The 17734-nt window shown below is 43.9% G+C and carries 16 protein-coding genes; 10 read left to right on the forward strand and 6 right to left on the reverse strand.

Going from position 1 to position 17734, the window contains the following annotated elements; all coding sequences use genetic code 11:
* The first annotated feature begins 660 nt into the window (after positions 1–660).
* Complete coding sequence (gene ltrA, locus AKL11_RS22185) at positions 661–1908, forward strand: group II intron reverse transcriptase/maturase (RefSeq protein WP_067522086.1); 1248 nt, start codon at positions 661–663, stop codon at positions 1906–1908.
* A 612-nt stretch (positions 1909–2520) separates the two neighbouring features.
* Here the strand turns inward: ltrA and AKL11_RS25405 are convergent.
* Complete coding sequence (locus AKL11_RS25405) at positions 2521–2679, reverse strand: hypothetical protein (RefSeq protein ID WP_157673721.1); 159 nt, start codon at positions 2677–2679, stop codon at positions 2521–2523.
* A 453-nt stretch (positions 2680–3132) separates the two neighbouring features.
* Positions 3133–3411 carry an Rdx family protein gene (locus AKL11_RS22190; RefSeq protein WP_067522154.1) on the reverse strand — a complete coding sequence of 93 codons (279 nt, stop codon included), beginning with the start codon at positions 3409–3411 and terminating at the stop codon, positions 3133–3135.
* 96 nt (positions 3412–3507) lie between these two features.
* Here AKL11_RS22190 and AKL11_RS22195 point away from each other — a divergent pair, with 96 nt between their 5' ends.
* Both AKL11_RS22195 and AKL11_RS22200 read left to right on the forward strand, forming a co-directional pair.
* On the forward strand, positions 3508–4143 hold the full coding sequence (locus AKL11_RS22195) for an O-methyltransferase (RefSeq protein WP_067522088.1): 636 nt from the start codon (positions 3508–3510) through the stop codon (positions 4141–4143).
* 66 nt (positions 4144–4209) lie between these two features.
* Positions 4210–4518: a DUF4286 family protein gene (locus AKL11_RS22200; RefSeq protein ID WP_067522090.1), complete on the forward strand. Its 309-nt coding sequence runs from the start codon at positions 4210–4212 to the stop codon at positions 4516–4518.
* Between the two features lie 50 nt (positions 4519–4568).
* On the opposite strand, the gene AKL11_RS22205 is transcribed toward AKL11_RS22200, so the two are convergent.
* Positions 4569–5309, reverse strand: a complete 741-nt coding sequence (locus tag AKL11_RS22205) for a substrate-binding periplasmic protein (protein WP_067522092.1) — start codon at positions 5307–5309, stop codon at positions 4569–4571.
* 306 nt (positions 5310–5615) lie between these two features.
* On the opposite strand from AKL11_RS22205, the gene AKL11_RS22210 reads away from it, so the two are divergent.
* The gene (locus AKL11_RS22210) at positions 5616–6239 is read left to right on the forward strand and encodes a phosphoadenosine phosphosulfate reductase domain-containing protein (protein WP_067522094.1); all 624 of its coding nucleotides are present in this window, start codon (positions 5616–5618) and stop codon (positions 6237–6239) included.
* A 2-nt stretch (positions 6240–6241) separates the two neighbouring features.
* Here AKL11_RS22210 and AKL11_RS22215 read toward each other — a convergent pair whose 3' ends face one another.
* Positions 6242–6556: a BolA family protein gene (locus AKL11_RS22215; protein ID WP_067522096.1), complete on the reverse strand. Its 315-nt coding sequence runs from the start codon at positions 6554–6556 to the stop codon at positions 6242–6244.
* A 245-nt stretch (positions 6557–6801) separates the two neighbouring features.
* Here AKL11_RS22215 and AKL11_RS22220 point away from each other — a divergent pair, with 245 nt between their 5' ends.
* On the forward strand, positions 6802–8628 hold the full coding sequence (locus tag AKL11_RS22220; protein ID WP_067522098.1) for a hypothetical protein: 1827 nt from the start codon (positions 6802–6804) through the stop codon (positions 8626–8628).
* A gap of 3 nt (positions 8629–8631) precedes the next feature.
* On the opposite strand, the gene AKL11_RS22225 is transcribed toward AKL11_RS22220, so the two are convergent.
* Positions 8632–9174 carry a 2Fe-2S iron-sulfur cluster-binding protein gene (locus tag AKL11_RS22225; protein ID WP_067522101.1) on the reverse strand — a complete coding sequence of 181 codons (543 nt, stop codon included), beginning with the start codon at positions 9172–9174 and terminating at the stop codon, positions 8632–8634.
* 288 nt (positions 9175–9462) lie between these two features.
* Between AKL11_RS22225 and AKL11_RS22230 the strand changes: the two genes are divergently transcribed.
* A complete protein-coding gene (locus AKL11_RS22230) occupies positions 9463–10983 on the forward strand; it encodes a fumarate hydratase (protein WP_067522103.1) in 1521 nt (506 codons plus the stop codon).
* A gap of 206 nt (positions 10984–11189) precedes the next feature.
* On the opposite strand, the gene AKL11_RS22235 is transcribed toward AKL11_RS22230, so the two are convergent.
* The gene (locus AKL11_RS22235) at positions 11190–12146 is read right to left on the reverse strand and encodes an integron integrase (RefSeq protein ID WP_067522105.1); all 957 of its coding nucleotides are present in this window, start codon (positions 12144–12146) and stop codon (positions 11190–11192) included.
* Between the two features lie 362 nt (positions 12147–12508).
* On the opposite strand from AKL11_RS22235, the gene AKL11_RS22240 reads away from it, so the two are divergent.
* The 4 genes from AKL11_RS22240 to AKL11_RS22260 all read left to right on the forward strand — a co-directional run bounded on the left by AKL11_RS22240 (position 12509) and on the right by AKL11_RS22260 (position 17153).
* Entirely contained in the window at positions 12509–12994 is a 486-nt protein-coding gene (locus tag AKL11_RS22240) for a hypothetical protein (RefSeq protein WP_067522107.1), read from the forward strand.
* 540 nt (positions 12995–13534) lie between these two features.
* Entirely contained in the window at positions 13535–14188 is a 654-nt protein-coding gene (locus AKL11_RS22245; protein WP_067522109.1) for a CDP-alcohol phosphatidyltransferase family protein, read from the forward strand.
* A 70-nt stretch (positions 14189–14258) separates the two neighbouring features.
* Positions 14259–14702, forward strand: coding sequence for an FAD synthase family protein (locus AKL11_RS22250; protein WP_067522111.1), 444 nt, complete (start codon positions 14259–14261; stop codon positions 14700–14702).
* A gap of 1560 nt (positions 14703–16262) precedes the next feature.
* Positions 16263–17153, forward strand: coding sequence for a hypothetical protein (locus AKL11_RS22260; RefSeq protein ID WP_067522115.1), 891 nt, complete (start codon positions 16263–16265; stop codon positions 17151–17153).
* Positions 17154–17734 lie beyond the last annotated feature (581 nt).

Below are 17734 nucleotides of genomic sequence, written 5' to 3' on the forward strand. Positions count from 1 at the left end.
TAAAGTCACTACGGAGGTACATTATTACATCATGAGCAAACAGCTCAGTGCTGCAGAGGTACTGGACATTGCCCGTAAGCACTGGGAGGTGGAGAGTGTGCCGCAGGTACACAAATTGGCTGCATAAGGATAAGCAGCTGAGTTGTGAAAAGCTCACGGAGAGATGGTGGTAGACCCACCGGAGTCTGTTGTCGGAAACCGGCTCCAAACCGCCTCAAGCTGCTGGTGTAAAGAGCATTGGTAGTGAGCGTTGAGGAAACGGCAACCCATGAGGTTGTCAGGTGTGATACAGAGAGGTGAGTTAAAGCGAACCTATGTGGACGCGTCGTAATCCAGAGACTGACATCAAAACCGGGGGCGTTTCTATCTCCCGGGATCAGTTTGCAAGTGAATTCCGAATGCTGTGCAAGCGGTGTCCGGCGTATAGTGGGCACGACTCTGTATTGGGCTTTACGTGGGAACTGCGGGAACCTGTCATCACGATGTTTAAGGGAGAAGTACAAGTCACTGAATTGATGAGTATGAGAGTACCGATGCGTGATACAGGGGCGGAGCTGCCCGTAGTAGCGAGGATGTGCCTGTAATGGGTACGGAGCAAAGGGGCAGCGTCAGGCTGCTTTTGGTTGGCATACAACTGTCGTTGACAGGAGGAGATGCCGAGTGAAAGCGAAGCCATTTACCATTGATAAATGGAAGGTGCGAAGGGCTTTCGAGTTGGTGAAAGCCAACAAGGGAGCCGCAGGTGTTGATGATCAGTCATTGGYTGACTATGAAACAAACTTGAAGGATAACCTTTATAAACTCTGGAACCGGATGTCGTCTGGCAGTTATTTTCCATCGCCAGTGAARGCGGTCGCGATACCAAAGAAGTCGGGAGGTGAACGTATTCTGGGTATACCAACGGTTGAAGACCGTATTGCTCAGATGGTGGTGAAACTGGAGTTTGAACCTCAGGTTGAACCCTRTTTCCTTCCTCATTCCTATGGTTACAGACCAAGCAGGTCGGCATTAGATGCAATAGGAGTAACACGGAGACGCTGCTGGGAATACGACTGGGTTCTGGAATTTGATATCAAAGGTCTGTTTGACAACATTCCTCATCATCTGTTGATGACGGCAGTTCGTAAGCATACCAGTAACCCGTGGGTGATACTGTATATTGAGCGCTGGCTGACAGCGCCGTTACAGCAAGCGGATGGTGAATTAACTGAGAGAATCAAGGGCACTCCTCAGGGAGGTGTTATCAGTCCGGTTCTCAGTAATCTGTTCCTGCATTATGTATTTGATAAATGGATGCAGAAACACCACCCGAATATCCCGTGGTGCAGGTACGCTGATGACGGYTTGGCACATTGCAAGAGTGAGGCTCAGGCGAAAACACTACTGGAGCTGCTTGAGAAGAGGTTCAGGCAATGTGGGCTTGAGCTTCACCCTCAGAAGACCAAGATCGTGTACTGTAAAGATGGTCAGCGGAAGGGGGTATATGAAAACACGACATTTGACTTTCTGGGTTACACCTTCAGGCGAAGGCTTTGCAAAAACCGTAAGCATAACAGTCTCTTTGTGAGCTTTACGCCAGCGGTCAGCAAGGTAAATCAAAAAGCCATGCGACGCAAAATTCGCAAGATGTGTATCAGAATGCGAACGGATTTGAACATAGCGCAATTGGCGGGTTGGTTGAACCCTATGYTGTCAGGTTGGCTGGCGTACTATGGGCGMTATTATCGATCGGCATTGTATAGCGTGTTCAGGCACCTGAATAAAGCACTGGTAAGATGGGCAAGGCGGAAATTTAAGCCTCTGCGTCATCGAAAGACAAGAGCGATGAAATTTCTGGAAGAGATTTCAAAGCGTTGTCCCCGTTTATTTGCTCATTGGAGAGCAGGAATGGTAGGTGGTTTTGCCTGATGGGAGCCGTATGAGCTGAGAGGTTCACGTACGTGTCTGCGAGAGGCTGAGGGGGAGGTTCCCTCGGTCTACTCACCACAAACTTCACTGGAGGCTTGACGTTGCTTTTGGCGAAGATAAAAATCAGACTACCAATAATTGCGCCATTGAGAACGTCTCGATCCTTAACCGAATAGCACTGAATATCCACACTCAGGACACGGAAACCAACGACAGTATAAAACTGAAACGGTTAGCTGCGGGTTGGGACAATGACAAGCTTGAGGAACTATTGAGTTCTATAGTGCTTATTTGATGCGTAAGCCCTGGGGAAATCAGACGCCAGACTACGTAATGCAGTGGTCGGGTAACGCTCATTCTGAATAAAGAGAGTTCAATATAAACGCTCTGATTTGATCTCCACCAAAAAAGAAAACTTCTATAGACCACCCTCACCAGAAATCAATCCGGGCTTGTGCAACAACCGGATAAGATTGCGGCTAAGCGCAATCTATCCTTATTCGTTATGGCAAAAAATGATCTGTAATTATACGTCTTGAATCGTTTTTCGTTTCATGCTTTGGATCAATTTATCTGCTCATTTAGAACCGTATGTTTCAAATGAGTTTTGGTTTAGCGGCTTGGTTCAACAAATTTCTTTAGTTTTGTGGAATTGCTTCGTTGCAGAGCTTTATTGAGCTTTTTTTCTTTCGCGTCGCCGGAGGTCTCATCTTTTGGCAAGGGAGTATAAAAAACTTTAAGGTCAGGATTGATGCGAATAGTGGATTCCATTGTGAAGTGCTTTACCTGATCAAAATAAATAATACCTTTGAACGTAAGTCACGCATTAAGTTTCATTTTATAAAAAGTCCTGTGTACTGGCAGCCAATATTGACGTGCTAAGGGAACTGGAAGGGAAGATTATACCGGCGTCATCTCCGCGAAGGCGGAGATCCACTGTCGTGGTGGATTCCCGCCTTCGAGGCTGTCGCAAAAGCCCTGGTTCCCATGCTTTGCGTGGGAACCTATATGTCTATCTCTTTGAAAATTAAGAAATATGCATTCCCACGCGGAGCATGGGAACGAGATGTTTGGGGTTTTGCGACAACCTCCTTCGCGAGAATGACGTGTACTGGTATTTTCTTCAATGCCACTTCCCTAAGTAGTTGGCCGAGTGGATTGGCTGACCACTAAATCAGAAAATAGGGGTTCATATGGTTGGATACTTATTGGCTGCCTGAATGTTTACCGATCGTTATGACCAAGATCTCTTTCTGGCGCGATGACATCCCTAACCTTTTGTTTGATGATTTTTGGTTGTGGGAAGCCATTGTCTTTCTTCCGCTCCCAGATTTCTTCACCGTTCAGTCGTATGACAAAAATACCACCGGTACCCGGCTTCAAACGCACTTCACCAATATCCGTGCTGAATGTACTGAGCAGTTCCTGGGCTAACCAGGCGGAACGAAGTAACCACTGACACTGGCTGCAGTACTCAATCTCGATAATAGGCTTTCCTGACATGACCTGCTCGCTTAGAATCCGCTGTTTTTGTTGAGCAATTTGTCGACTTAGCATGATGGAATAGCCCGGCATGATCAATCTCCAAAGGTGAACTGCATGGATTCAATCGTTGATCCGGCCATTGAGGACTACTGCCAGAATCTTACGTCTGGTGAATCCGCCCTGTTAGCAGAACTAGCGCAGGCAACGGCCGACCGAACCCGTTATCCGCTCAACCTTTCCGGCAAGCTGGTGGGGCAGACTCTGAAAATGCTGGTGCAGCTCAGCCGCAGTAAAACTGTGTTGGAAATCGGAATGTTTACCGGTTATGCGGCTCTCTCCATGGCCGAAGGATTGCCAGAAGACGGTGTCGTTTATGCCTGTGAAACAAATCCTCGTTCCATCAGTATTGGACAGGAGTTTTTTGATCGCTCTGAGCACGGGCATAAAATCAAAGTGCTGTTCGGCTTGGCACTGGATACCATTCCACAGATTTCTGGAAAAATTGATTTGGTCTTTCTGGATGCGGACAAGAAAAAATACCGCCATTATCTGGATTTGGTGTTGCCCATGATGAATTCAGGCGGCATCGTGGTGATTGATGATGCGCTCTGGAAAGGCAAGGTGCTTGACCCGCAGGAAGAACGAGATCAAGTGATTGCCGATTTGAACCGTTATGTCTACGAGCACCCGGGGCTGGAAAACTTGCTACTGCCTGTCCGGCACGGCATTAATATCGTGCGTAAACTTTAACCACCGATGTTCACTTTTTTCACTATTATTTTCTTGCTCGTTAAGCAGAGAGCCAGAGGGTGATACATGATTATTTATGAAGTGAATTGTTTGGTGGATGATGAAATTGCAGACGACTACCGTGAGTGGCAAAAAGGACATGTTGCCCAGATGCTGGGAGAAGAAGGGTTTGAAAGCGCTGAGATTATGAATTTGGTGGACGATGACCGACTGGTTGAACGACCATTTTCACAAGGTATATCGGTCCGGTATCGAGTGAAGAATCAACAGGCTCTCGATCATTACCTGAATCAGCGGGCTTCTATGTTCTGGCAGCAGCGTTCGGATCGCTTTGGTAAGCAGTGTGCCGTATATCGACGTGTACTAAAGGAGTGAGCATGAGCAGCCATGGTCTTCCAATAAGACCATGGCCATATGTTGATGGATTACCCGTTATAGCTAGCAATCAGTTGTTGAATTTCACCACTTTCGTGCATTAACTTTAACTGATTGTTTAGCTTCTCCACCACGGCAGGGTCTGTGTCCTTGTACATGGCCAGCCACAGACTGCTTTCATTGATTTTAAATACGGATTTCACCGGTACTCTGAAGTTGGAGGCGACATAAGGCCCGGTCAGAGAGCTGGATGCCCATAGCTGAATTTTACCAAGCTTTAACTTAACAACGTTCAGAGCATCGCTTTTGGCTTGTTCCATATTTACCTGTTGTTCAATCAGGTAATCCGAGATGCCATCGTATTCATAGGAGCCCACTTTGAAGTTCTTCAAATCAGCCAGAGAGCTGACGCTGATGTCACTGTCCGCCAACGCGAGAATCACCCAGTCTTCATGGTACAGCGGGCCGACCCATTGAAAATGCTCTTCACGTTCCGGCGTGCGGAATGCGGAGTAGACGCCATAAGCAGGCTTGTCTTTGGCGCTGTTAAAGGCTTTATCCCAATCGCTCATTAATGTGAACTCGGTGGTATACCCTGAGGACTCGAACAGCTTTCTCATAATGTCAGTGGCGAACCCTGATACCCGGTCGTTCCGGGCAAAGGAGGTGCCATTATTCGTCATATTCAATGGCGGAAAGCTTTCAGTGACCAGATGGAAATTATTGGCTTGAGCCTGGGCCGTTAATGCCAGCAATAGCAATGAGAGGCATGGAATGCGTCGAAACTTCATAGTGATCCCTACAGCGAAAAATGGGAAAAAATGGTTTAGTGTGCGGCAATTCTAAGGGAAAGTGCGGAAGACCGAAATAGCTTATAACCAAAGGATTTAAAGTTACTGCGTGGCGGCAAGAGAGCGAAGCCTTTAGCCCCTCGGGTCCCGTGAGCTGACAGATAGTAAGTGATCGGGGTGAGTGCACGCAGCCAACAAAGACGATGGGTATAATTAAGTTCAGGAATATTTATAGTACATATAAGTCTTTGTAGTTATATATGGTGAGTTTTATAGTTCTTGGAAAAATATTATACAGAGGGCGTTATGCAACTGGAGTCAATTAATCAGGAACTGTCATCGAAGGATCCTGCTTTTATCATTCAGTGGGCATTGGATCAGGCAAAGAACCCAGTGTTGACCACTAACTTTGGCCCTCATGAAGCGGCCATTCTTCACTTGGCTGTACAGATTAAACCAGATATCCCGGTCATTTGGATCGACTCCGGTTATGGCACAAAAGCCACCTATCGCTTTGCTGATCAGCTGATAAAACAGCTGAATTTGAATATTCAGGTATTCCATCCGGAATACAGTCGTGGTTTTCGGGATGCGATTTATGGTGGTGTTCCGGAAGTGGATACACCAGAGCATGATGAATTTACCCGACAAGTAAAGCTGGAACCTTTTGCTCGAGCCATGAAAACAGTGGCGCCAGACGTTTGGCTGACCGCGATTCGAAAAGATCAGACGGATTTTCGTAAAGGGTTGGAAGTAGTCAGTAAGACCAATGACGGCTATCTACGTGTGGCACCGGTACTGAATTGGAACGAACTTGATGTGGAAGAGTATCTGGTTACCCAGGATCTTCCCCTTGAAGAAGATTATTACGACCCTACTAAAGTATATGGAAACCGCGAGTGTGGTCTCCATACGACAACGTCAAAATAAATCTATTTTTTGCCCCCGCCACGGCAGTCCGGTGTGTCCGGTGCTGCCTGCTCACGAGCCTGCCATTCATCCGGAGTATAGGTATGTAATGCCAGTGCGTGAATACTGTCTCTCATCTCATCAGCCAAAGCGCCATATATTAACTGATGCCGTTTTACCGGCAGCTTGCCTTTAAATAACTCACTGACGATCACCGCCTTGAAATGCGATTCAGACCCTGGTGGGGTGTTGTGCATATGACTCTCGTCCATCACATCAAGAAAGCTGATAGGAAAGGTGTCATTCAGTTTACTTATGATTTTCTCTCTCATGCTCATGCATCGCTTCCTCAATCAGACTGTTGGTCTGAGCTTAAGCTCAACCCGATGGCTTCATTATCTCCCATTAGCCGATTATATAACGGTGTGACATCACACAATAGATTAAAAAAATGTTCTTTATGGCTGAATGATTTTCTTGGTCTATTCTCAAACCACACAACGGATCAGTGGCGAAAAGCTAGCTTGGTCAGTTGTACGGCAGTCGATTTGTATTACTTAAAAAATGTAAAGGTGTAAATCCTATGGAGCCGAATAAGAGTAAGAAATCCGCCCGGGGTGCAACGTTTTCACTATCAATGTTAGCGGGTTCAATTATCGTAGCCTTGTCGTCTGCAGGTGTGATGGCAGCGGATAAAGACAGCAGGCATCATCAGATACCCTATGCATTAACTAAAGAGAATAAAAACAATCACATCGACAAGCTACCTTCGAAAGCCTGTCAGGAAAAAGTAAAAAAAGGGTGTGATCATGGCTTAAGCGTATCGGAATCCTTTAAGTATCATGATCAGGTGGCGTGTCTGGATCTGGGGGACCCCGCTCAAACGGATAGGTTGTTACAGTTTATTGATCTACGAATAGCGGAACGTCGGTTGAACGAGGATGTGGTGGTTATCAATGAGTATGACGATGCACTGTCCTCAGAGGTGATTGTGCCACTTGCTACTCCTGAAACGAGCGACACAACCCGGGTTGTATCAACGGTTGAATCTAAGGATGCACCATCGGATGATAAGTCGATATTAGTGACCAATTCGGTCATAAAATCAGGCAAAACGATTGATGAAACAGTTGTTAAGGAAAAACCAGACCATGCACTTCTAAACAGAGATAAGCTAGAAAAAACAGATCAGGTGACGGTAAAAATCATCACTCCAGTAGAAGACATTGTGGCTGATCAACCTTATTTAGAACAGGACAAAGAACAAGATAATGGTCCGACAGTGGCGCTGACTGAAATAAATGAAGCGCCTTCTGAAACACAGTTACAATCAGGCAGCATGGATGACACAGCATCACCGAGTGTTATTCAGGATTCAGTCGTTGTGATATCAGCAGATAAATCCCCAGCAAAGTCTGTAGTCACAGAGAAACCTATATTAACAGAGAAGGATAAAGAGCAAGCACGCATTGATCGAGCTATTGCTCGGCGAGAAGAGCGGAAAAGAAAGATTGCAGAATCTCAAAAAGGTAATGCACCGGCTGAGCAGTCAACAATAACGATGGATAAAACAGCCAAAAGCGCTGGCAATGTCATTGTGTCTAATCCGGTAACGGTTGTTAGTGAGACAGTACCGGTGACGAATTCTGCCGTTCTTTCTAAGAAAGAAAACACCGTGCTGCCAGAAAAAAGAGCGAGAAGTGTTTTGCCGATAAAGCCAAGACCAGAAAAAACATGGATTGAGCCCAGTGATTCAATTGCAGAATTACCTTGCGCTGAAGAGAAAAGCGCATGCACGGCTTCATCTGCAAGCTGTGACAACTGTGATCAGGTATCCGGTCGGCCCATTGCCTATCAAATCGCCAACAGTGAAGAAGACCCCAGAATCCTTAACTTTGACCAAAGCATTACTCAGCGCTTCAAGTCTAAGGGTGCCTATCTGGATAAAGGCAAACATCGGGACAATGTCGTAAAAGATAAAAGCGGTCGTGATTTTCTAAATGTAATGGCCTTCTGGGATGTGCTGGTTGAAACTCAGGATGACGGTGAAAAATTATACTACGGAAATATCCAGTTTCCATTAGGTAGCCGTCACCCAGCCATTATCAAAAGCCTACGGTCTGGTGACCAGCTAGAGTTAGGATGCAGAACAGATGAAGTGGTCGTACTGAAAAGCTTTGAAACCGAAGGCGTTGATTATTCCCATGGGCTGGTGGATGCATATCTGGCCTATTCAACAGAAATGCCTGATGGCAAAACCGCGTATCAAGAGGTGGTACGACAGCCGGCGTTCAGTCTGATCAACGTAGAATCTGGCTGCATGGCAAAAGAAAAATTCTCCAAGAGGGGTGTTGATCCCGACAAAATGGGTAATGACCACATACTGGCGGAACTTCCTGTTCGTGAGTGATAACTAATTCTGCTTGATCAGCATCAGGCGGAGGCCAGTTTGTGCGTCGGAGTGAACCCATGCACTAAACGGATCACCGCCTGCTTTTCTTTCAATTAAACATTCAATAATCAGTAAGTCGTCACTGACGTCTGCTACTGGATAATGACCTTCAAAACCTTCATGGTTAACCAAATAAACCTGATCGCCCTTGCTGATAGAAAAAGGGAGACGTGTTGACATGGTTAACCTGATTTCAGTAGGGCTTAATTGAGTGAGGCCAGTGATGATCCCGGGAACTTCATCTCTCAAGGGTAAGCGAACGGTGATGTCTTCAATAACGTGTGCCTGACAGGCCAGCATGAAACCTTTGGCAGTCTGTTTCTCGGTGAGGAATTGCTGACTATCCGCTGGTGGCTTACCTTCTGTAACTTGTAGAAGGCAGGAGTGGCATACTCCGGCGCGACAAGAAAACGGCACGCTGGCTTTTTGCTTTAATAGTCCGTCCAACAGGTTTTCGTTGTCATCCAGTTGAAAACACTGGCCTTGAAATTCGATGGCTGGCATAAAAAACTCTGTATTAAACCCTTTCGGATGCATTCTATCGTTTTCTAGAAGGTTGTCAGCAATAAATAGAATTCAGATTTTCCTACTAGAACGTTACCTTAAATGCCAAATCAATAGATTGTTTGAGAAGCGTTCTCATATAGAGTGACATTCCATGGTAATTCATGCTGTTTATCAATGTTTATTACTAACTTCCATTGGTATAATCGGCGGCAATAATAAGAACCCAATGGGTTTGCAAGTCGCAGTGGTCGGGCAGCGCCCGCAGGAAAAGGGGTAAACATACCAATGAGTGTTGTGATCCGGGAAGATGATGTCATTCTCAGCGTTGCGGATGCGCTGCAATTTATCTCCTATTATCATCCAATTGACTTCATCACTGCGGTGTATGAAGCCTATCAGAAAGAAGAATCTAAAGCGGCAAAGGATGCCATGGCTCAGATTCTGGTGAACTCCCGCATGTGTGCAATGGGAAAGCGCCCGATTTGTCAGGACACGGGTATTGTCACCATCTTTGTTAAAGTTGGGATGAATGTACGCTTTGAAACAGAGCGATCTCTGGATGATTTGATCAATGAAGGTGTTCGCCGCGCTTACACTCATCCTGATAATGTCCTCCGAGCTTCTGTGCTCGAAGATCCTGCCGGCGCTCGAAAAAATACCAAAGACAACACACCCGCTGTCATACATATGAGCTTAGTGCCAGGAGATAGCGTAGAGATTGAACTGGCGGCCAAGGGTGGCGGCTCAGAAAACAAATCGAAAATGGTTATGCTGAACCCATCAGACAGCATTGTCGATTGGGTGAAGAAAACGGTACCAACGATGGGGGCTGGCTGGTGTCCACCGGGCATGCTGGGTATTGGTATTGGCGGTACCGCAGAAAAAGCCATGTTGCTGGCCAAAGAATCTTTAATGGAACCGATTGATATCCATGAACTGCGTCAACGAGGCCCAAGCAACCGAGTAGAAGAACTTCGTCTTGAAATTATGGATGAGGTAAACAAGCTGGGTATTGGTGCCCAGGGGCTGGGTGGGTTAACCACCGTGCTGGATATTAAGATCAAAGATTATCCGACACATGCCGCCTCTTTACCCGTTGCCATGATTCCAAACTGTGCCGCTACACGACATGCGCATTTTACGCTTGATGGTAATGGCCCATTTTATCAAAAAGCACCTAATATTGATGATTATCCAGAAGTCAGCATGGATATGGGCGAGGGCGTACGCAAGGTTAACGTAGATAACCTAAGCCATGAAGAAATCAAAACCTGGCAACCCGGCGACACTGTACTGTTATCAGGAAAAATCCTCACCGGCCGTGATGCTGCACATAAGCGTATGGTAGACATGATCACCAAGGGTGAAGAACTACCGGTAGACTTGAAAGGTCGCTTTATCTACTACGTAGGCCCTGTCGATCCGGTGCGTGATGAAGCCGTTGGTCCTGCAGGCCCCACCACATCAACGCGAATGGATAAATTTACCCGCACCATGTTGGAAGAAACGGGCCTTGCCGGAATGATTGGTAAAGCAGAGCGAGGCCCTGTTGCTATTGAAGCCATCAAAGATAATGAATCGGTCTATTTGATAGCTGTTGGTGGTGCAGCTTATCTGGTATCTAAGGCGGTTAAAAAAGCAGAAGTCATTGCTTTTGAAGACCTTGGCATGGAAGCAATTTATGAGTTTGAAGTGGAAGACATGCCTGTAACCGTAGCGGTTGACTCCAGAGGGGAATCTGTACATATAACAGGGCCGCAGATCTGGAAAAAGAAAATTGAAGAGCAGGTGCTTGAAATAAAGTAGCGCTTCAAAATCAAGCGACATAGGGCAGCCAAACATAGGCTGCCTTGTTATGATGATTTTGCAAACACTGTCGCACAATTCATAAAATAAACGTAATTGGACGTATTTATAACACTCTATGTGTAATGTATTATTAATTATAGGACAACTGCCTCACCTGAATGCTCTAAAAGATGGAATCGAGGGCGGTAGCGTGGATGTTTGTTTTACAGTCTGGATAATGGGCTCTTAACCGCATTGCCTCCTTTATTCAGCACATGGGTATAAATCTGTGTCGTTCGAATGTCTTTATGCCCCAATAACTCCTGGACTGTACGTATATCGTAGCCATCTTCAAGTAAATGCGTGGCAAAGCTGTGGCGAAATGTATGACAGGACGCGTGTTTTTCGACACCAGCAGAGCGGATAGCTGATTTCACCACATTCTGCAGCTGACTATCGCTCAGATGATGGCGACGGGTTAAGCCGGACCTTGGATCGACAGAAACCTTTGGAGATTGAAAAATATACTGCCAGTGATAACTTTTTGCTTCGCTGGGGTACTTTTTTGCAAGGGCATTGGGCATCCAAACCTCATGATGGCCATCAATTTGATCCATCTCATAAAAGTGTCTTGTCTTTTGCATTTGTTGCTTTAATGATGGCTCAACCGGTTCCGGTAAAATAGTGACTCGATCCTTTCGGCCTTTCCCATCACGAACAATGATGCAATGGTGGTCAAAGTTCACATCTTTAACGCGCAGACGCAAAACCTCCATTAAGCGAAGGCCGGAACCATAAAGCAGCTGAACCATCAAGCGATTAGTCCCATCAACTTGCTCAAGAATCGTTCTTACTTCATTACGAGTAAAAACGACAGGTAACTTCTGAGAAGGCTTTGCTCGTACAGCATCAATACCAACCAACGGCCGATCAAGCACTTCTCTGTATAAGAATAGAATCGCCGACAGCGCTTGGTTTTGAGTGTTAGAAGCGACCTGTTTCTTAACCGCAATATGGGTGAGATAGTCAGTAACCTCTCTATCCCCCATGGTATTTGGATGCTGGTACTTATGAAAACGAATAAAGGCTTTAATCCAATAAATATATGCTTGCTCAGTACGAATACTGTAATGACGTGCTCGAATTTTATTTTGTACCTGTATTAACAGCCGCTCTGCCATACCGGTTCTCCACTGTTTTTTTATACAGGAAAAGTTAGCAGTAAAATGGTATTGGTCAAATGCCAATAAGTTGGTGTAATCTCAAAGTGAATTATTTGAAATATGATAAATAACATAGAGATGGGCATTACTTTGGCGTTTATAAAATATGGTTAAAGAAGTAGTAAACCATATAAAATATTGTAAATCGCTTGGTGATATTCTGTATCTCAAAGCGGTTGGTCTAGTAAGCGTTAGCCTTTCGATCTGACATTTATTGAAATATTTCAAATTTAGCCAATTTAAAAAATCTTTATAGCAATACAATATTCATTATTATCATAGTCAGATTATATTTTGTTTATTTTGAGTATCTGAAATTTATGAACGTAGAACAATCAGCGCAATTATATTCTACAGTTGGCCATATTGAAATTGACAAAAAAAAACCAGATAAAAATAAAAGTCATGGTAAGAGAACAATCGGAAGAAAGATTGTAGAAAAACAAAAGCTCACACCTGAGATTGATTTAGATACTGAATTAGTTGTAAAGAAATCAAGGCAAACTAAAAGAAAGGTTTCAAATATTGGTGGAAGTAAAGACAAAACAATTTTGCTCGTTGAAAGATGTGCAGCTCTAGAATCAGAAAAGACAAAATCTGATGAAGAGCTTTTATGTTTGCGAAAAAAATGTAAAGATTTAGAGGCTGTAGTTTTAGAGCAAAAGGACAAAATGATTAATAAAAATGAACAAATAATTGATTTATACAAAGAAATCGGATTTCTACAAACTGAAGTAACCAAGCTTAATCAACAGATCGATTCCATTAAACTAATAGTTAGCACACCGTTAGAGACATATTTTTGAAAGCCTAACAAAAAAATCGTGTTCGTGCTGCGCACCGGACGCGCCTGCGGCGCGCCGCACATTTTGGCGTTATAGGGCAGCTGATAGTCCTTACCCATAACAGTCATTAACGGTAGTGTTTCAAAGCGTGGACGAGAAATTAAACCCCTACCCGACCATGAACGACAGCCCTCATTCGATGAATATCATCTCTCCAAAAGTGTGTTTCTAGCGCTTAAGAAAACCCAATCTATACAAGACTCATAAATAAAAAATCAAATTTCTGTTCGCCGGACTAAATAGGGCGTATAGTTGGACCTGTTAGTCTTTCCTTATCGAGCCTACTGGCCACACGCCGCTATCCTCCTTAATTGCGTTTCCATTTGCTAGCAAGCGAATAGAAGCGATTAATAGCACCTAATTTTTCCGTTTCTCAATCTTAATGAGAACAGCCAAATTTTAAATTTAACTCTGTTGTTTTGAGCTCAGAGATGCTGTGCGTGTTTTTTATCGTGAATTAGGTGTGCCGTTTATTTTTATTTATGCCCTTTAGGAGCGCCAATGACCACAAGCAGCGAAGAAATTCACGAGCTACAGCCTGCCATTATTTCTTATGTGAAAGATCTCCCTAATGTGTGCTCACTTATCGGATTAGCCTGCACAATATTAGCGATCTATTTCAGTATTATTGGTGCTTACTACGCAGCAATGGTTGGCATGATCTGGGCCGTTGCATTTGACTGGGCCGACGGCCTAGTTGCACGAAGAATGAAGGGGCGCACCGGGAATGACCGAGTTTTTGGCGGTCAACTCGATCTGGTTATAGATATTGTCAGCTACGGAGTCGCACCTGCTATTCTCTTGCTGAGTTATGGCAAGTTCAGCCCCGTATTCCTACCTGTTGCTTTTATTGTGCTCGCTGCAAGCGCTATTCGCTTAAGTTACTTCAGCACCTTCGGCCTGTCTGATGGATCTAAATACACAGGACTAGCGTTGGATAACAACAATATTGTACTGGTTTTTATATTCCTTTTTGAAAGCGTTCTTCCTAGTGGAATATTCTCCATTATCTTTTATGTCAGTGCTCTAGGGCTTGCTGCACTGAATGTATCTCAAATTAAAACACCCAAGCTCTCGGGCAATCCACGAAATGTTTTTTTGTTGGTGTTTTACACGCTTGGAATAACAGGCATTTATGCCTGGAAGCTTTTGTAACCACTGCAAGCACTGGTAAAACTGTCGATAAAACAGCCCTAATCATTTTTTTTCGAGGAATAAATAACGCATGATCATATATACCGTCGGTACTTTTGATTTATTGCATGTGGGACATTTGGCTTTACTGGAATACTGTAAATCACTAGGCGGTGTTCTGGCCGTTGGTGTTGCTTCAGACCGTGTTGTAAATTCTTACAAACCTAATGTCCCTGTAATCCCGCTTGATCAACGAATGGAAATGCTAAAAGCGTTACGCTGTGTTGATATTGTGCGCCCTTACGATGAACTTGAGTATGTATCTGGTTGTAAAGAACTGAAAGCTGATATTTTTGTGATTGGCGAAGATTGGGGGAACAAACACCATAATCTAGCAGTCGAATGTTATCTGAAATCGGCTGGAAAACAGATCAAGCAAGTACTATATAATCCCCGTACGTCATCAACCACGATAAAACAAAATGTTATGGCGCAATCTTATAGTAGAAGTAAAATCAATATTGCTGTGGTCTAATGCCCGCTTTTGCTACATAACAGGTATTCCCAAGCCTTCAATACTCCGTGTGTTACCCTATAACAAGTTTATCAAACGTCGTTCCAGCCACAAAAACACGTGGCTTCCACTGGACGCGCAAGGAGRCGCGCGCCGTTTATAAAAGCGTTAGCTGCTTGTTTCGTTGCTGAGTTTTATTCTGGTAGATTTTCTTCGCTGATAGTTTTTATCGGTGAAATTCTGATGGCTTTTCTCCGCTGAGGTTTTTTCCATCGGGAATACAGAAAGACTTTCCCTGTTGGAGAGTTTTTTACATCGTGCTGGCTGGCCGTCGAATTCAGTTCAGCCTGGTTTTGTGCAAGCCAACATCGTTCAACGTCAGGTTTCGTGTAGGCCAGCTTCTACATTGTCGTTTGCTTCCAGTCGTCAAATCTTCTGGTTCAAACTGAATTTTGTCATTTTGGTTATGTGCAGTTTTCAGCATTGCTCTCAACCTTGAGCAATCAAACCTGAGAGTTCTCGGCTGTTGCAAGTCGTCAAACCTTCTGGTTCAAACTGGTTTTTGGCATTTTTGTTTTGTGCAGTTTTCAGCAAGGTTCTCAATCTTGAGTAGTCAAACCTGAAAGTTTTCAGTTGTTGCGAGTAGTTTCGCTTCGGGTTTTCGGCAAAAAACAGAGATTTTACGGGCTTCCGCAGCTAACAAAAAATTCCAGCGGACTGCCTCCGGCAGCCGCTGAATTTGGCGTTAGCTGCTGTGTTCTACCAGAATTGCAAACCCGAGAGTTTTACTGCGTTGGAAGTTTTTTTGTTCTGTCTATCGAAAAGTTCATAAGAAATCGTCAGTCTTCGTTTTGCAAGCTGGCGAGAGAGCTTGGTCGTATATTCTTTCATTTATGCCAGCGTCAAAATTCTCGTTTTCTGTTTGCTATTTACCAAGCTGGCAAGCGCCATTGTACGAATATCCTTTTACTGCGTCAGCAGAAACAATTTTCCCTTTCCATCTTTTTGGACGGTGAGTTGGTGGGGAAGGGAACAGTTTTTTGTACTGTGCAAAGTTTCAAGCTTTTTGCAATCCAGGAAGTAACTTCGTCATAAACATCGAGTAGTCAAACCATCTGGTTCAAACTGTTTCGAGGTATTTGGGTTCTGTCTGGTTTTCAGCAGCGTTCAAAATCTCTGGTTGTAAATCTTCTGGTTTTTACTTTGTCGCCAGTCGTACTTGCTTCAAGTTCACGCCACAGTATAACCATTTTACGGGCGTGCGCAGCTAACAAAAAATTCCAGCGGACTCCGCTACGCTGCGCCGCTGAATTTGGCGTTAGNCTTTTGGTTCAAACTGGTTTGCGGTATTTTGGGTCCGCATGGTTTGCAGCGGCGTGCAAAATCTCTGGTGGTAAATCTTCTGGTTTTTACTTTGTCGCCAGTCGTACTTGCTTCAGGTTTCAGTCAAGGTTTAACCATTTTACGGGCTTCCGCAGCTAACAATAAAATCGTGTTCGTGCTGCGCACCGGACGCCTACGGCGCCGCACATTTTGGCGTTAGCTCCATAATTTATCGCTGGATCAGGTTGTAAAATTTTTATGAAAATACCAACGGAAACTTATGAAATAAAATATAAAAACTATTATTTGGCATTGGAATGGCTAGCAAATATTGGAGTTAATCTAGGTTCTGGTCGAACTAAAAATTATGAAAAATGCATCAGGTTTTGGAAAGATAACTACAAAGATGCGAATAAAGTAGATGAAATAAAAATACTACCAGCATTCGTTAATGCGATGCATGAAATAAATGATTTCGTTGATATATATCTTGCATTCAAAGATGTGTCAAAATCAGAGCTTAGTGATCTAATTGTAAAGCTACAAAAATCGGTACATGGTCCAATAGAGTTATCGAGTGAAACTGAAAGCTCAAACACTGCAAGAAATTTTTTGTTTGAAGCCACTCTAACGGCAAAAATGCATAAGCCAGAAGATGATATTTATGCAATCTTGGACGCACAATCTGATTCAGGTGTTAAAGTTAATGATAGAAAAATATGGATTGAGTGTAAACGTGTAACAAATATCGAAAAAATTAGACCAAATGTAAGAAAAGCAAGAAATCAATTAGAAAAAATATTTAAATTAAAGTTAGGCTCAAGTCATAGAGGCATAATTGCTATTGATGTAACGAAGATAATTAACCCAGAAAACGATATATATGTAACAAGAAATGATCAGGTTCTTGTTTATTCCGTACAAAAGAAAATGGATGATTTTATAAAAGAAAATAATCATGTTTGGCAAAATGTCATTGAAGGGAAAAATAAAATAGTTGCAATTATAATTCGTTTCTCCTTTATGGCTACATCTGAATCAAGAAACCTGTTAGTTCATACATCTGAATGGGGTGTAAACACTAGGATTGGTATTTCTGACAGTGAGCAATCCACATTAGAATATTTAACAACAGCTATTAACAAATAGTGCAGTGTTAATGCAGCTAACAAAAATTTCCAGGGGACGCCTGCGGCGCCCCTGAAATTGGCGTTAGCTGCTGTGTTTCTACCTGAGTTGCAAACCTGAGAGTTTTCCAGAGTTGGAAGTTTTTTGGTCTGTTCTATCGAAATGTGCAGAAGAAATCGGTAGTCTTCGTTTTGCAAGCTGGCGATAGAGTTTGGTCTTTAATTCCTTCTTTTATGCCAGCATCAAAATCGTTGTTTGCTGTTTGATTTTCCCAAGCTGGCAGGCGGTAGCGTACCAGTTTCCTTTTCCCGCGCCAGCGCAGAGATCGTTTTCCTTTCCATCATTTCTGTCTGTCAGTTGATGGGGAAGGGTGCAGGTTTTCTGTAGCGTGCAAAGTGTCAGGTTTTATGCAGGCCAGGAAGTTACATTGTCGTAAACATTAAGTAGTCAAACCTTCTGGCTCAAACTGTTTCGAGGTATTTTGGTTCTGCGTGGTTTTCAGCACCGTTCAAAATTTCTGGTGGTAAATCTTCTGGTTTTTACTTTGTCGCCAGTCGTACTTGCTTCAGGTTTTCGTCACAGTTCAACCATTTTACGGGCTT

It is taken from the genome of Endozoicomonas ascidiicola (assembly GCF_001646945.1).
In the GTDB taxonomy this organism is placed as follows: Bacteria; Pseudomonadota; Gammaproteobacteria; order Pseudomonadales; family Endozoicomonadaceae; genus Endozoicomonas; species Endozoicomonas ascidiicola.

Coding starts and splice junctions, on each gene's coding strand:
- AKL11_RS22260 (WP_067522115.1), top strand. CDS start 16,263: ATGAAAATACCAACGGAAACTTATGAAATAAAATATAAAAACTATTAT.
- AKL11_RS22230 (WP_067522103.1), top strand. CDS start 9,463: ATGAGTGTTGTGATCCGGGAAGATGATGTCATTCTCAGCGTTGCGGAT.
- AKL11_RS22245 (WP_067522109.1), top strand. CDS start 13,535: ATGACCACAAGCAGCGAAGAAATTCACGAGCTACAGCCTGCCATTATT.
- AKL11_RS22225 (WP_067522101.1), bottom strand. CDS start 9,174: ATGCCAGCCATCGAATTTCAAGGCCAGTGTTTTCAACTGGATGACAAC.
- AKL11_RS22210 (WP_067522094.1), top strand. CDS start 5,616: ATGCAACTGGAGTCAATTAATCAGGAACTGTCATCGAAGGATCCTGCT.
- AKL11_RS22205 (WP_067522092.1), bottom strand. CDS start 5,309: ATGAAGTTTCGACGCATTCCATGCCTCTCATTGCTATTGCTGGCATTA.
- AKL11_RS22215 (WP_067522096.1), bottom strand. CDS start 6,556: ATGAGCATGAGAGAGAAAATCATAAGTAAACTGAATGACACCTTTCCT.
- AKL11_RS22235 (WP_067522105.1), bottom strand. CDS start 12,146: ATGGCAGAGCGGCTGTTAATACAGGTACAAAATAAAATTCGAGCACGT.
- AKL11_RS25405 (WP_157673721.1), bottom strand. CDS start 2,679: ATGGAATCCACTATTCGCATCAATCCTGACCTTAAAGTTTTTTATACT.
- AKL11_RS22200 (WP_067522090.1), top strand. CDS start 4,210: ATGATTATTTATGAAGTGAATTGTTTGGTGGATGATGAAATTGCAGAC.
- AKL11_RS22190 (WP_067522154.1), bottom strand. CDS start 3,411: ATGTCAGGAAAGCCTATTATCGAGATTGAGTACTGCAGCCAGTGTCAG.
- AKL11_RS22220 (WP_067522098.1), top strand. CDS start 6,802: ATGGAGCCGAATAAGAGTAAGAAATCCGCCCGGGGTGCAACGTTTTCA.
- AKL11_RS22195 (WP_067522088.1), top strand. CDS start 3,508: ATGGATTCAATCGTTGATCCGGCCATTGAGGACTACTGCCAGAATCTT.
- AKL11_RS22240 (WP_067522107.1), top strand. CDS start 12,509: ATGAACGTAGAACAATCAGCGCAATTATATTCTACAGTTGGCCATATT.
- AKL11_RS22250 (WP_067522111.1), top strand. CDS start 14,259: ATGATCATATATACCGTCGGTACTTTTGATTTATTGCATGTGGGACAT.